This window comes from Streptomyces sp. VNUA24 (assembly GCF_029167005.1).
GTDB lineage: Bacteria > Actinomycetota > Actinomycetes > Streptomycetales > Streptomycetaceae > Streptomyces > Streptomyces scabiei.
Map to the genome: position 1 here is coordinate 8,290,241 of NZ_CP119143.1, position 14,560 is coordinate 8,304,800.

The 14,560-nt window shown below is 73.6% G+C and carries 11 protein-coding genes; 4 read left to right on the forward strand and 7 right to left on the reverse strand.

Going from position 1 to position 14,560, the window contains the following annotated elements; all coding sequences use genetic code 11:
- Positions 1–48: 48 nt before the first annotated feature.
- Positions 49–1,011, forward strand: a complete 963-nt coding sequence (locus tag PYR72_RS35545) for a hypothetical protein (protein WP_275459102.1) — start codon at positions 49–51, stop codon at positions 1,009–1,011.
- Between the two features lie 14 nt (positions 1,012–1,025).
- On the opposite strand, the gene PYR72_RS35550 is transcribed toward PYR72_RS35545, so the two are convergent.
- The 4 genes from PYR72_RS35550 to PYR72_RS35565 form a co-directional block, all read right to left on the reverse strand.
- Entirely contained in the window at positions 1,026–2,534 is a 1,509-nt protein-coding gene (locus tag PYR72_RS35550; protein WP_275459103.1) for an NAD(P)/FAD-dependent oxidoreductase, read from the reverse strand.
- A 499-nt stretch (positions 2,535–3,033) separates the two neighbouring features.
- On the reverse strand, positions 3,034–3,666 hold the full coding sequence (locus PYR72_RS35555) for a TetR/AcrR family transcriptional regulator (RefSeq protein ID WP_275459104.1): 633 nt from the start codon (positions 3,664–3,666) through the stop codon (positions 3,034–3,036).
- A 35-nt stretch (positions 3,667–3,701) separates the two neighbouring features.
- On the reverse strand, positions 3,702–5,786 hold the full coding sequence (locus PYR72_RS35560; protein ID WP_275459105.1) for a YhgE/Pip domain-containing protein: 2,085 nt from the start codon (positions 5,784–5,786) through the stop codon (positions 3,702–3,704).
- On the reverse strand, positions 5,758–6,717 hold the full coding sequence (locus tag PYR72_RS35565; protein WP_275460610.1) for an ATP-binding cassette domain-containing protein: 960 nt from the start codon (positions 6,715–6,717) through the stop codon (positions 5,758–5,760). The genes PYR72_RS35560 and PYR72_RS35565 overlap by 29 nt, the downstream gene beginning before the upstream one ends.
- Positions 6,718–6,910: 193 nt before the next feature.
- On the opposite strand from PYR72_RS35565, the gene PYR72_RS35570 reads away from it, so the two are divergent.
- From PYR72_RS35570 to PYR72_RS35580, 3 genes are all read left to right on the forward strand, one after another.
- Complete coding sequence (locus PYR72_RS35570) at positions 6,911–7,450, forward strand: SAV_6107 family HEPN domain-containing protein (protein WP_059080693.1); 540 nt, start codon at positions 6,911–6,913, stop codon at positions 7,448–7,450.
- A gap of 127 nt (positions 7,451–7,577) precedes the next feature.
- Positions 7,578–8,348, forward strand: a complete 771-nt coding sequence (locus PYR72_RS35575; protein ID WP_275459106.1) for a methyltransferase — start codon at positions 7,578–7,580, stop codon at positions 8,346–8,348.
- A 286-nt stretch (positions 8,349–8,634) separates the two neighbouring features.
- Entirely contained in the window at positions 8,635–9,036 is a 402-nt protein-coding gene (locus tag PYR72_RS35580; RefSeq protein ID WP_059080691.1) for a DUF3040 domain-containing protein, read from the forward strand.
- Between the two features lie 342 nt (positions 9,037–9,378).
- Here the strand turns inward: PYR72_RS35580 and PYR72_RS35585 are convergent, their stop codons facing one another.
- The 3 genes from PYR72_RS35585 to PYR72_RS35595 are packed head-to-tail and all read right to left on the reverse strand — an operon-like array spanning position 9,379 to position 14,296.
- Complete coding sequence (locus PYR72_RS35585; protein ID WP_275459107.1) at positions 9,379–11,904, reverse strand: DUF3488 and transglutaminase-like domain-containing protein; 2,526 nt, start codon at positions 11,902–11,904, stop codon at positions 9,379–9,381.
- Entirely contained in the window at positions 11,901–13,259 is a 1,359-nt protein-coding gene (locus tag PYR72_RS35590) for a DUF58 domain-containing protein (protein WP_275459108.1), read from the reverse strand. The genes PYR72_RS35585 and PYR72_RS35590 overlap by 4 nt, the downstream gene beginning before the upstream one ends.
- Positions 13,256–14,296: a MoxR family ATPase gene (locus tag PYR72_RS35595; RefSeq protein WP_275459109.1), complete on the reverse strand. Its 1,041-nt coding sequence runs from the start codon at positions 14,294–14,296 to the stop codon at positions 13,256–13,258. The genes PYR72_RS35590 and PYR72_RS35595 overlap by 4 nt, the downstream gene beginning before the upstream one ends.
- Positions 14,297–14,560: the final 264 nt, after the last annotated feature.

Below are 14,560 nucleotides of genomic sequence, written 5' to 3' on the forward strand. Positions count from 1 at the left end.
CACTCGCGTACGACACACTGCGTTGCGGCCACAGGGAGAGGGGCGTACATGGGCTGGACGGTCCTCTACATCGCGTTCGGTGTCGTCGCGCTGTGGCTGCTGGGCGAGGTGCTGCTGCAGTACAAGGCGCGGCTGCGCTGGCGACTGCTCGCCTTCGCCGGTTTCCTGTGCGTGGTCCTCGGTGTGCTCATCCCGAACGTGATCGTCATCGCGCTGGGCGCCATCACCTTCGCGGTCGGGCAGACGTACGTGACCCTGTCGTTCCGCCGCGGCTTCGAGGCGGGCTGGGCGGTCCGCCCGCGCTCCGACGAGGGCGGGGACGGCGCCAAGCCGGCCCGGGCGGGTTTCCCGAAGGCGGGCAAGAAGCGGCGGCGCGGCGAGCCGGACCGCCAGGACCCGGCCCTGGAGTCCATGGACCTGGACCCGACGGCTGCCGGAACGTACCGCCGGGGCGACGACCCGCTCGACGACGACCACGAGGACGACGTGTTCGTCCGCCCGCAGTCCACCCCCGCCGCGGCCACCGTCTACTCGCCGGAGCCCATGCCGGACGACACCAGCACCTACGGCGTCTACCGCGACGACAACGGCTACGCGGGCGCGGGCGACCAGTCCTACGCGACGGCCGACCGGTCCGCGCAGGACGAGGCCTTCGCCTACTACGGCTACGACCAGCAGGGGTACGGCTACGACCCCAACCAGCAGCAGTACGCCGCCTACTCCGACCCGTACATCGGCACGCAGACGTACGACGCCACGGCCTCGTACGACCAGTCCTACGGCCAGCAGGGGTACGGGCAGCAGGGCTACGGCCAGGACCAGTACGGCAACGGCGGCTACGGCGGCGAGACCCCGCCCGGCGGTGTGTGGGTCCCGCAGCAGCGCAACACCGACGACCCGTTCGGCTCCGACCTCCCGGCGGACCAGCAGTACCCGTACCAGGGCAACGGGAACGGGAACGGCAACGGCAATGGCCAGAACGGCTACGACGAGCAGCAGTACCGTTTCTGAAGGACCCCGGCGCCTCACTGTGAGCCGCGGAAACCGGGTCCTTCCACGATCAGCCCGGCCACCAGCGCGCCCGACATCCCGGCGTGCGGCAGCCCGCCACCGGGGTGGGACCAGCCGCCCACGGTGAACAGGCCCGGTGTGGCGGTGCTGTTGGACGGATGCAGCAGCAGCCCGTCGCCCGCGGCCAGGGCCGGCGCCGGGACCGCGCCCCCCTCGGCACCCGTCGCCCGCGCGATGTCGGCCGGGGTGCGGACCTCGTGCCAGGCGAGGCGCTCCCGCAGATCGGGGACGGCCCGCTCGGCCGCGGTGATCAGCCGCTGCGCGTACTCCTCCACCGCCTCCGTCCCGCTCGCCTCGTGCCCGGCCGGGACCGCGCAGGTGACCGTGACCGCCTCGTGGCCGGAGTCCGGCACCAGGGACGGGTCGTCGGGGCGCAGCACCGTCACCGTGGGCCCCGCGGCCGCCTCGGCGGAGGAGCCGAACAGCAGATCCAGCTCCGTGTCACGGTCCCGCGTGTGCACCACGGTCCGGTGGGGCACGCCGTCCGGCCGGGGGCCGCGCAGCGCCAGCAGCACGGTCAGCCGGCTCGTCGCCCCCCGCTGGGCCGGGACCTCGCCCTCGCTCCGCACGGCCGGCTGCCGCACCCATCGGCCCAGCACCTCGGGCGCGACCCCGGCGACCACGAAGTCGGCCTCCGCGACGGTGCCGTCGGCCAGCTCCACCCCGGCCGCCCGGCCGTCCTTCTCGACGATCCCGGTGACCTCGGCGCCGAAGACGAACGTGACCCGGCGGGCCAGGCACCGCTCGTACAGCGCCCGCGCCAGCTCCCGCATGCCGCCCCGGACGTACCAGGTCCCGAAGGCGTGCTCCATGTACGGCAGGACCGCCGCGCTCGCCGGCACGCTCCGGGGATCCAGGCCGTACGCGAGGGCGTGGCTCTCCAGCAGGGCCGCCAGCCGGGGGTCGCGCAGCTCCCACGCGCCGACCTCGGCCAGCGTGGTGGCGCGGCGGGTGCGCAGGAGACGCCTGTGGGGCACCGAGGGGTACGGCTCGCGCTCGGCGAGGACCCGCCAGTCGGGCCACAGCGGCTCCTCCAGGAGGGGCCGGCGGGTGCGGTCCCAGGCCTCGCGGGCCCGCACGAGGAAGTCGCCCCAGCGGTCGCCGGCGCCCGGGCCGAGCGCGGCGTTCAGGGCGGTCACCACGCCCGCGCGCGAGGCGTTGGGCAGCAGCAGATCGGTGCCGTCCGCGAAGACGTGCCGTGCCGCCGGGTCCACCTGGACCAGCTCGACGCGGCTCTCCAGCGGCTCCTTGCCCGTCTTGAGGAACAGATCGCGGTACACGGCGGGCAGCGGCAGCAGTCCGGGGCCCGTGTCGAACGCGAAGCCGTCGCGTTCGAAGCGGCCCACGGCCCCGCCGTAGGTCTGCGTGCGCTCGTGCACCACCACGCCATGGCCGGCGACGGCCAGCCGGGCGGCGGCCGCCATGGCGCCGAGACCGGCGCCGATCACCGCGATTCTTGCCATGCCGGCGACCCTATCGGGCGCCGCCTCCCGGGAGTCCCGCGGGCGTGATCGTCACCGGTCGGCAACAGCCGGGGCCGGGGCTGAGTACCCAGGGCTGAGTACACGTACTCAGCCGGTGAGATGAGTACGCGCGCGGATGGGCTCCCACCTGTGCGAAGGAGAAGGTGGAGACACGGGAAGGGGCGCGGCCGCGGTACCGCCGACACGGGGCGGCGGAACGGCACACGCGCCCCCACCGGCTCCTTCCGGCGACGCGAGTCGACGGGAGCGAGGCACGGGGGAGCACGGGGAACGGGGGAGCACGGGGGCACGGGGGAACGGGGAGAGCGCCGGTCCGAGGTGGCACGCGGGGGACGCTGCCAGTTCGGACCGGCGCTTTCGTTCGCCCGCCCGGCGCTCCCGTCCGCCCGTCCCGCCCGGCGTTCCCGTCCGCCCGTCCCGCCCGGCGCTCCCGCCCGCTCGTCCGGCCTGGCGCTCCCGTCCGCTCGTCCCATGCCGGTCAGCGGGTTCCGGCCACCCGGCCCTGGAGCAGCCGGGACAGCGCCGCGTGCACGTCGTCCAGGGAACGGTCCGGCTGGAACGCCTTCCAGTCCAGCGCGGCCACCAGGACCATCCCGACCAGGGCCGACGCCGTCAGGCCGATGTCGATCTCGTCGCTCAGCTCGCCCCCCTCGACGCCCTCGCGCAGCACCCCCTCGACGACCGCGACGGCCTCCTGCCGGACCACCATCAGCGTGGACTGCCAGGCACGGTTGGTCCGCCACAGCTCCGCCACGTAGAGCTGGGTGAAGGAGGGGTAGCGGTCGATGAAGAGGAGCCCGGCCCTGATCATCGCGTCCAGCGAGTCGACCCTGCTGCCGCCCGCCTGCGCGGTCCGCTCGGCGGCCTCGCGGAGGGAGGCGGTGAGGAGTCCCACGCCGTGCCGCAGCAGCTCCTCGAAGAGGACCGACTTGCTGGCGAAGTTGTAGTAGACCGTGCCCTTGGCGACACCGGCGCGTTCGGCGATCTCGTCGACCGTGGTCGCGGAGAACCCCTGCTCCGCGATGAGGGTGACGGCCGCTTCGTAGAGTTTCTGCCGGGTCGCCTCGCGACGGCCCCCGCCCGCGCCGCCGGGGGAGTTGCTGCTTTCCATGGCCCTGATTGTCACAGGAACCGTGCCGTGCGCGGTCACAGGCTCAGCTCCGGGTGCAGCCGGTCCAGGGTCCACACCTGCTTGCGGCGGGCGGACACGGCGGTCAGCGCGAGGGAGCCGACGGTGAAGGCCACCAGCACCGCGCACGCCTGCCAGACCGGGCCGAGGCCGCCGCCGGTGATGAGCCTCCTGAGCGCGTCGACGACATGGCTCATCGGCAGGAACGGATGGACCGCGTTGAAGAATCCGGGGCTGGTCTGCACGGGGTACGTACCGCCCGCGGACGTCAACTGCAGCATCAGGAAGGCGAGGACGAGGATCCGGCCCGCCGCCCCGAACCGGGCGTTGAGCCACTGCACGATCGCCGCGAAGCACGCCGTCACCAGGAACAGGAAACCCACCGTCCCGGCCGCCCGCGCCATCTGCAGGCCGACCGCCCAGTGCAGCACCGCCATCAGCGCGACCGTCTGCAGCACACCCAGCGCGGCCACCGGCAGCCAGCCCGCCAGCGCGATCCGCCAGGCCGAGGCGCCCGCCGCGAGGGCCCGCCGGTTGAGCGGCTGGATCAGCATGTAGGCCACCATGGCGCCCACCCACAGGGACAGCGGGATGAAGTACGGGGCGAACCCGGTGCCGTAGTTGGGCGCCTTGTGCAGGTCCTTGGTGGCCAACTGCACGGGATCGGCCATCACTTCGGTGCGCTTGTCGCGGTCCTGCTCGTCGTAGTCGGGGATCTTCGCGGCCCCGTCGTGCAGACCGCCCGCCAGCTTCCCCGAGCCGTCGGCCAGCTTGTACATGCCGCCCTTGAGGTCGGCCGCGCCCGTCTTCAGCGCGCCCACCCCCGTGTCCAGGTCCGCCGCGCCGGTCTTGGCGGTGCCGAGGCCGGTGTGCAGGGTCTTGGCCCCCTTGGCGACCTTCGTGGCACCCGTGTCGAGCGCGTTCACCTTGGCGACGGCGTTGTCGAGGTCGGTGGACAGGGTGGGGGCGGCCTTCGCGAGGGCGCGGGCCTGCTTCTCCAGGGTCCGCAGGTCCTTGTCGAAGGTCTTCATGTCACCGCCGTAGTTCTTCACCACGGTGTTGACGTCCTCGGCGAGCGTGGCCGCCTTCGCCGCCGCGTCCTTGGCCTTCTTCAGGTCAGCGCAGGCGGGGTCGGGCAGGGCCGCCTCCTCGCACCTGCGCTGATAGACGTCGTCGAGGGTGTCGGAGGCGGCCCGGGTGCCGGTCGCGGCGGCCGGGGCCGTCGTCACGAACGCGTCGAGGTGCTCGCGGATCGTGGCCGCCGAGTCGGCGACCAGGGTGGCGGTGTGGGCGATCGTGTCGCCGTTCTTCGCGAGGAAGGGCCGCACCTGGTCCGCCGCAGCGCCCACCTTGTCGGCGAGCTTCCCGGTGCCGTCCGCGACCTGCTGGGCGCCGTCCTCCAGGTCCCCGGCGCCCTTGTCCAGGTCGCTGAGGCCGCCGGACAGCTTTCCGCTGCCCTCCTTGGCCGTCCGCAGACCGTCCGCGAGGTCCTTGGACCCCTTCTCGGCCTTGTCGATGCCGCCCTTGAGGTCGTCGGCGCCGTCGGCCGCCTCCTCGGTCTTCCCGTGCAGGTCGGAGAACGAGATGAAGATCCGGTCCAGGAACGACCGCGACGCCTTCGTCGACGCCGCCGTCCGTACCTCAGAGAACACGGTCCGCGAGATCTGCCCGACGATGTAGTTGTTCGCGTCGTTCGTCCGCACCTGCAGGGCGCCCGTCTCCGGAACGTCCCCGGAACTCGACGCGATCCGCTCGCTGAAGTCCTTCGGCATGGTCAGCGACAGGTAGTACGTGCCGTCCTCGACCCCGGCGCGGGCCTCGGCGGCGCTCACCCGGTGCCACGCGAAGGTGTCACTCTCGCGCAGCCCCTCGGCGATGTCGTCGCCCGCCGTCAGCCTCTCCTTGCCGACCGACGCCCCCTTGTCGTCGTTCACCAGGGCCACGGGGATGCGGTCGAGCCGCCCGTAGGGATCCCAGAAGGACCACAGGTACAGGGCGCCGTACAGCAGCGGCAGCAGCAGGAGCGAGACCAGCGCGGCGCGCGGCAGTTTTCCGCGGCCGAAGCGCCTCAGCTCAAGCGCGGCGAGTTTCGGCGAGCGCATCGGCCGTCTCCTTGTCGGTGTCGGTGTCGGTGTCGGTGTCGGTGTCGGTGTTGGCGTGGGGGTGGGTGTGGGTGTCGGCGGCGGTCTCGGTCTCGGTGTCGTCGGTGGTGACGCTGTGGCCGGTGCGGTCGCCGCCGTCCTCCGCGTCCGCCTCCGCCTCCGTGGGTGCGTCTGCATCCGCGTCCGTACGCGTGCGTGCCCGCTTCTCCGGCGCCGTGGACACCACGACCGCTCCCGCGGGCGCTTCGCTGCAGACCGCGACCACCGTGATGCCCGACTCGGTGAGGGACCGCAACAGGGCCCAGATCCCGTCCCGTTCGGCGTCGGAGAGCTTGAGGTCGGTGTCGTCGACCCCGAGCAGCCGGGGCCGGCCGACGAGGGCGAGGGCGACGGACAGCCGCAGGGCCTCCGTCCGGTCCAGGTCGCGCACCGCGGTCCGGGAGCCCTTGGGCAGGGTCGCGCGGTCGAGCCCGGCCGCGGTCAGGGCGGCCTCGATCCGGCCCTCGGCCTCGGCGGCGCGCTCGGCGGGGGGCCGCAGCAGCCCGCGCAGGGAGCCGTCGAACCGCCGCTGCAGCAGCGCCCGTTCGCGCAGGTGCTCGCCGACGGTCAGGGCCGGGTCCAGGTCGGTCACGCCGGGGACGTGGGCGAGGGCGCTGACCCGGCGTACGGCCGCCATCCGCTTCGGCAGCCGCAGGGAGCCGACCGTGGCGTGGCCCTCGCTCGGCTTCATCCGGCCGGTGAGCGCGAGCAGCAGACAGGTGCGGCCCGACCCGGACGGCCCTTCGACCGCGATCAGCGAACCGGCCGCGGCGTCGAACCCGACACCCCGGAACGCCCACCCGCGCGGCCCCTTCAGCCCGAACCCCTCGGCACCGACGGCGACGCCCTCGGCCGTCCCCTGCCGGGCGTCCGCCTCCCGCGGCTCTCCCATGCCCTCCGGCTCTCCCATGCCCTCAAGCCCCTCTGCGTTTCTTTGAACTGACTGGTCAGTGCAAAAACTACTCCGAACTTCTGCTCGAAGCAAAAGGGCAGGTCAGAACGGATTGTCAGTGGCATACCGCACGATGAGCACATACGGCACCTCGTATCAGAGCGTGCCGTCCGAAGACGACAGGAGGTTCGTCATGGCCAGCCACCACGCGGCAGCCGCCAACCGGCGCCGCGCCACCGGCCCTGCCCCCTCACTGACCGGCCCGGCGAGCGACGTGCACCCCGTGCTGCGCCGGGCGACGGCCCCACCCGCCGCCCTCGACCTGCTCGCCCAGGCCCGCTCCGGACTCGACGAGGCGTACGCCCACCAGGCGCCCAACGAGCGGTACGCCACCGCGCACCTCGCCGCCCTGCGCACCGCCGCCGCGGTGCTCGCCGCCCGCGGCCGCCCGGAACCCACCCCGAAGCGCCGCGCGAAGATCCGCAGCGCCTGGGAGGTGCTCCCCGAGATAGCACCGGAACTCGCCGAGTGGAGCGCGCTGTTCGCCTCCGGCGCGGCCCGCAGGGCGCGGGCCGAGGCGGGTATCCGGGGCGCGGCGAGCGCCCGGGACGCCGACGACCTCATACGCGACGTCGCGATGTTCCTGCGCCTGGTCGAACGGATGCTGGTCCTCCAGCCGGTGCTGCCCCAGCCCCGGCGGGACGGCGGTCCGGGGGTCCCGGACGCGGGCTGACCGACCGCCCCGGCGCCGCCCATTAGGGTTGGGGCAGTCGCACCTCCGCCGCGGCCCCGGCCCGGCGGAGCGCAAGCCCATCGCTCCGCCGGACACCAGGCGGAGCCGCGCCGAGGAGTCAACTGCCGTGTCGGACCCGATGCGCCCCCGCGCCTCCCTCCGTACCGCCGTGGTCTGGGAGGTCCTGCGAGACGCCCTCGACCGCCGGGTGAAGGCCACGGCCCGCGAGTCGCTCGACGTCCTGGACACCGGGGGCGGCAGCGGCAACTTCGCCGTGCCCGTGGCCCGTCTCGGCCATCGCGTGACCGTCGTCGACCCCAGTCCGAACGCGCTGTTCGCGCTGGAGCGCCGGGCCGCCGAGGCCGGCGTCGCCGACCGGGTGCGCGGCGTCCAGGGCGACGCGCACGGCCTCTTCGACGTCGCCGAGCGCGGCGGGTACGACGCCGTGCTCTGTCACGGCGTCCTGGAGTACGTGGACGACCCCGCCGAGGGCATCGGCAACGCGGTCGCCGCGCTGCGGCCCGAGGGTGTGCTCAGCCTGCTCGCCGCCGGCCTGGGCGGCGCGGTCCTCGCGCGCGCCCTCGCCGGACACTTCAAGGAGGCCCGGCAGGCGCTGGACGACCCGAACGGACGCTGGGGCGAGGGTGATCCGGTTCCCCACCGGTTCACCGCCGAGCAGCTCACCGCGCTCGTCGAGGGCGCGGGCCTGGAGGTCGCCGCCGTGCACGGCGTGCGGGTCTTCGCCGACCTGGTCCCCGGCGTCCTCGTGGACACCGAGCCCGGTGCCATGGACGCCCTGCTCAAGCTGGAGGCCGCGGTCGCCGAACTGCCCGCCTTCCACTCCGTGGCCACCCAACTGCATGTGCTGGGCGAGACGCGAGGGGCCGCCGGGTCCTGATCGGCCCCCGGGACGAATGGGGTGACCCCCTGATCAGCGGCTCGACGGCGGATGGAGTACGCCACAGGCCCCCCGATCGGGCGCCGGGAGCCGTATGATCGAGGGAGACCGTTCCGGCATGACGGGCCGTCCGCTGGGGAATTCACACCTCAGCGAGTCGGGGTGCCATGGCGGGTCCCGGTTGGCGAATTGGCGTAGAGGGGCGGGTTTCAAGGGGGCGATTCCCTGCCTATCCTGAAGAGGACCCCCCGGGTCGCCCCGGCGACCGCACGATGAGGAGGACTCCGTGCCGCTCTCAGAGCACGAGCAGCGCATGCTCGAGCAGATGGAGCGAGCGCTGTACGCCGAAGATCCCAAGTTCGCGTCAGCGCTCGAGGGAAGCGGGCTGCGTACGTACACCCGGCGGCGGGTCTACCAGGCGGTCGCGGGCTTTCTGGTGGGTATCGCGCTCCTCATGGCCGGAATGGTCGCACAGCAGATCTGGGTCAGCGTGGTGGGTTTCCTCGTCATGCTGGGCTGCGCCGTGCTCGCCGTCACCGGTTGGCGCAAGGCCCCCAAGCCGGGTGAGCAGCCCGCGGGTGCCGCAGGCTCCGCCGGTGGGCGTCGTCAGGCCCGACAGCGCCGCTCCATGATGGACCGAATCGAACAGCGCTGGCAGCGTCGTCGTGACGAGCAGGGCGGCCACTGAGCCCGCCGGATCGCCGATCCGACAGCCTCGGCTGAACTGAACACGGACGAAGGGTGACCACCCCAGGGGCGGTCACCCTTCGCGCATGCCCGAAATTCGAACAGCTCGGCCGCTTCCGGGCGGCCGAGCCCAGCCTCGTACGGCGGCCCCTTCACCCGGCCCGCCCCTGCCCCCGCGCCCCTCCGCCCGTGACGCCCCTCTGCCCCCGCGCCCCTCTGCCCGTGAGGCCCCTCTGTCCGTGAGGCCCGCAACCCCTGACGCTCGTCCGCCCTTGACGCACGTCTGCCCCCGCCGGGCGAACCCGGCGGGGGCAGACACGTGCGGAGCGTCGGCCGGCCGCGGCTAGCCGGGCCGGCCCGGCGAGGGGCGTCGCCGGGGCAGCCGCAGCGTCTGGACGCGGGCCAGCAGCTCGTCCAGGGCCCGGCCCCAGCGTGCGGTGAGGGCCCAGATCACCCGAACGGTCGAACGCGGCAGCAGCAGCGCCCGCAGCTTCGTCCGCCGGTCGGCGTGTGCCCGCAGGCCCACCCCGACCTGGTGCGCGTCCCGGGCCAGACCGGCCGGCACCTGCGGACGCGGAGCGAAGAGGACCTGCTCCACCGCCGCCGCCACCCGGTGCACCGCGTCCGCGGCCGCCGGTTCGAGTTCCCCGAGCCGCACGATCCGCGCGGCGGCCTTGCGAGGCGTCTGCGACTCGTCCGGCGTGATCCCGAAGTCCCAGGCCGTGTCCGTCACCTCCTGCCAGGCGGCCAGCGCGTGCGCCGCCGCGGCCTCCGTACGGCCGTGACCGGCTCCGCCCGGATGCGCGGGCGAGCCCCGTGGCCCGTCCGCCTCCTCGGTCACCTCCCGCGTGCCGACGGGCGCGCGGGCCCCCTTCGGGAGCGCGCCGTCATGCGCGCCCAGCCGCACGGCACGGACCCGCATCCGCCACAGCATGGGCAGCAGCGGGATCGCGAGCAGCAGGAGCGCCCCCGGCAGGATCAACAGGGTCCAGGGGGAGAAGAACAGCAGCCCCCAGAACGAACGCTCCTCGTCGCCGGGACCCGCGACGGCCGCCGCGGACTCGCTCGCGCAGGCCTCCAGCTTCACCTCCTGCGGGGTGCAGCTCTCGCTCTGGGACGGCGCGGCCGACGGCGCCGTGGATGCCGACTGCGAGGGCCGGGGCACGTCGGGCACGCCACCCGGGCCGGTGTCCTCCGCCACCGTGTACGGGGGAGTCGAGCCCCGGTTGGGGGTCGGCTCGAAGCGGGTCCAGCCCACCCCCTCGAAGTACAGCTCGGGCCAGGCGTGCGCGTCCCGCAGACCCACCGACATCGTGCCGTTCGCCTGCGGGGTGCCGGGTGTGAAGCCCACGGCCACCCGGGCCGGTATGCCCAGGGTGCGGGCCATCGACGCCATCGCGAACGAGAAGTGGACGCAGAAGCCCTCCTTGTCCTGGAGGAACCGGGCTATCGCCCGCGCGCCCGTCCCGGAACGCACCTCGGTGTCGTACGTGAACTCGCCGCTGAACGCGAACCAGTCCTGCAGCTTCACCGCGCGCTCGTAGTCGTTCGTCGCGCCCTCGGTCACCTTCAGCGCGGTCTGCGCCACCACCGGCGGCAGCGAGGCCGGCACCTTGGTGAACTCCCGCCGCAGGGAAGGCGGCGGCTCCGGCGCCGAGGCCAGCTGCTCCGCCGTGGGCTGCACGATCAGGCTCTCGACCGTGTACCGGGCGCCCTTGGTGTCCTGGCCGTGGTCACCGACCAGGGTGCGCCCGACCGGCTCGTACCGCCAGTCGCCGTCGATGTCGATGCCGGAGACCGGGTACGGCATCGGCAGCCAGTTCTGCTCGTAGTCCCCCGCCGCGACGATCCGGGTCTCGATGGAGGTCCGCTTCACGTCCGCGGCGAGTCCGATGGGCGCGCCGAACTCGTCCGGCACTTCGGTGATGGAGCGCTCGGTCGGCGTCCAGGACGTGCCGTCGAACCTGTCCAGGGACACGATCCGCAGATACATCTCCTGCGTGTCGTCCGTGTTGGTGCGGTAGGAGAGCACCTGGCGGTCCTCGTCCACGTTCAGGCTGCCGCTCAGCGCCACCACGGGGTTCACCGCGGAGATCGTGCCGCCGCCGGAGCCCCCGCCGATGCCGGCGCCCGTGCCGCTCAGCAGCCCCCCGTCGAGGGAGGGCAGTCCGAGCGGCGCCACCAGGGCGATGCCCAGCGCGACCGCGCCGATGCGCCGCCCCGTGCGGACCGGGGCCACCGCGCCGCCCGCGGACTCCGCGCGCGGGCCGTGCGGCGCGCCGCCGAAGACCCGGCCCCACTGCGAGAGCCGGTCGCGGCTCTCGGTCAGGAGCAGCAGCAGATAGCCGGCGGAGGCCATCAGGAACCACAGCCACGCGGCGCCGTCGGACAGACCCGCCGCGACCGAGTACAGCGCGAGCAGCGGCAGGCCGGCCGGGGCCGCGCTGCGGAACGTCACCGCGAGCGCGTCGACCATGAGACCGATCAGCAGCACACCGCCGAGGACCATCAGCTGGATGCCGTCGCTCAGCGGCGCCGGGATGGCGTACCGCCCGACGTCGTCGGCGCCCGAGCGCAGCAGCTCCGCGAAGTGCTGGAACGCCTCCGGGCCGGGCACGATGCCGGCCACCGCCTGCTCCCGGGCGAAGACCAGCGTCAGCATCATCAGCGCGGCCAGCGCCTGCGCGGCCACGGTCAGCGGCCGGGCCAGCGGGACCCGGCGGGTGAGCGCTCCCACGGCGGTCAGCACACCCAGCATCAGGGCCGCCTGGAAGATCCACGTCGCCGGGTCGACCAGCGGCAGCAGCGCGCACGCCGCCATGATCGTCGCCGCCCAGGCACACAGCGCCAGCTTCGCCCGCCCGCTCATGACCGTCCCTCCTGGCCGCTCGTGGACAGCACACCGAGACGCTGTCGGTCCGCCTGCCGCCACAACTCCGCCAGCGAGGCGCCGCGCGGGACGGTCAGTGCCGTCCAGCCCGCCTCGTGCAGCAGCCGCAGCGACTCCTCGCTCGCACTCCCGGCACCGGGCACCTCGCCCGTCTCGGTCGTCCACGTCTCGCTGTCCAGCAGGAAGGCGACCGCGCCGCCGCCGCGCCGGCGCATCTTGCCGATCACCGTCGCCTGCTCCTCGTCGAGATCGCCGAGGAAGGCGATCAGCAGCCCCTCGTTGCCGCCGCGCAGCGCGTCGTAGGCGGGGGAGAGGCCCGAGCCCTCGGAGTGGTCGATCACCGCGAGGGTGTCCATCATCAGCCCGGCCGCGTCGGCGGACCCCTGGCCGGCCCCCGCGAACCCGTCCGCCCCCTCGCCGGGCACCGAGCTGCCGGTGTCCGTCAGCAGCCGTACGGAGAAGCCCCGTTCGAGCATGTGGACCAGCGCGGAGGCGGCGCCGGAGACGGCCCACTCGAAGGCCGAGTCCGGGCCCGCGCCGAGGAACGCCTCGGCCCGGGTGTCCAGCAGCACCGTGCAGCGGGCCCGCTGCGGCTGCTCCTCGCGGCGCACCATCAGCTCGCCGTAGCGCGCGGTCGAGCGCCAGTGCACCCGGCGCAGGTCGTCGCCGTGCCGGTAGCCGCGCGGGAGCACGTCGTCCTCGCCGGCCAGCGCCAGGGAGCGCTGCCGGCCGTCGCCGTACCCCTTCGCCTCCCCGCCGAGGCGGACCGGCGGCAGCGCCTCCACGCGCGGGACGACGGTCAGGGTGTCGAAGGTGGAGAAGGAGCGGGTCAGCTCGCACATGCCGAACGGGTCGGTCAGACGCAGCTGGAGCGGGCCGAGCGGATACCGGCCGCGCAGATCGGAACGGACGCGGTACGACACCTCGCGGCGGCCGCCCGCCTCCACCCGGTCCAGCACGAACCTCGGGCGCGGACCGAGTACGTAGGGCACCCGGTCCTGGAGCATCAGCAGCCCGGTGGGCAGCCGGGAGACGTTGTCCATCCGCAGGTGCACCCGCGCCTCGCCGCCCGCCGGCACCCGCGCGGGCGACAGCCGGCGGCTGCCCGCGACCCGGTAGCGGGTGCGGTACAGCACGGTCGTGCAGACCAGCGGCAGCACGGCCAGCAGCAGGCCCACCCGCAGCAGATCGCTCTGCCCGAGGACGTACGCGCAGACGGCGGCCGCCACGCCGGCGGCCAGGAACGAGCGCCCGCGGGTGGTGAGGCCGGCGAGGGCCGTCCGCAGCCCGCCCTTGTCCTGCTCCGGGGTGGGCGCCGGCCCGGGGGTGGTCATCCAAGCCTCCGCGGCGGCTGCTGCGGATACGCGGGCGTGGAGCGGACCGAGCCGAAGCCGCTCTGCGCCTGGGGTGCCTGGGGTACGGGCGTGCGCTGCAGGATCTCCTGCACGACCTGCTCCGGTGTGCGGCGGTTGAGCTGGGCCTGGGCGGTGGGCAGCAGCCGGTGGGCGAGGATGGCCACGGCCAGCGACTGGATGTCGTCCGGCAGGGCGTAGTCCCGGCCGCTCAGGGCGGCGGTCGCCCGCGCAGCGCGCAGCAGGTGCAGCGTGGCGCGCGGCGAGGCGCCGAGTCTGAGGTCCGGGTGGCTGCGGGTGGCGCCGACCAGGTCCACCGCGTACCGCCGGACCGTCTCGGCGACGTGCACGCCCCGGACGGCCTCGATCAGCTTCACGATCTCGTGCGCGTGCGCCACCGGCTGCATGTCCTCCAGCGGCGAGAGGCCGCCGTGGACGTCGAGCATCTGCAGCTCGGCCTCCGGGCTCGGGTAGCCGACCGAGACGCGGGCCATGAAGCGGTCGCGCTGGGCCTCCGGCAGCGGGTAGGTGCCCTCCATCTCCACGGGGTTCTGCGTGGCCACCACCATGAAGGGGTGGGGCAGCTCGTAGGTCGTCCCGTCGATGGTGACCTGGCGCTCCTCCAGGGACTCCAGCAGCGCGGACTGCGTCTTCGGCGAGGCACGGTTGATCTCGTCGCCGATCACGATCTGAGAGAAGATCGCGCCGGGCTTGAACTCGAACTCCTTGCGCTGCTGATCCCAGATGGACACGCCCGTGATGTCCGACGGCAGCAGGTCCGGCGTGAACTGGATACGCCGCACCGAGCAGTCGATGGACCGCGCCAGTGCCTTGGCCAGCATGGTCTTGCCGACGCCGGGCACATCCTCGATCAGAAGATGTCCCTCGGCGAGCAGCACTGTCAGCGAAAGCCGTACGACCTCAGGCTTGCCCTCGATCACTTGTTCGACCGAACTGCGGACTCGCTCCACAGTGCTGGTCAGATCAGTGAGGCTCGCTCGATCGTCATAGGTCGTCACCCGGCCCTCCTCGGCCCGTTCTTTCTCCGGGCCGTCGCTCTGCGATGCGGACCGGCCCACCCCGAAACACGGACACCACGCGAGAACTGCTCAGCGTGACGTCACATCCGCATTCTTGCTGCCGTTACCAATCCGTGTCACTCGCCTGTGGACAACGGTCCGCGATATGTCGGATCTGTGGGCTTTTGTCGGTCGAGATGCCAGCAGATTGACAGGAAGCCGGGGCTGCGCGGGACCGCTCTCCGGCGGTAGGAGAAGAGCCCC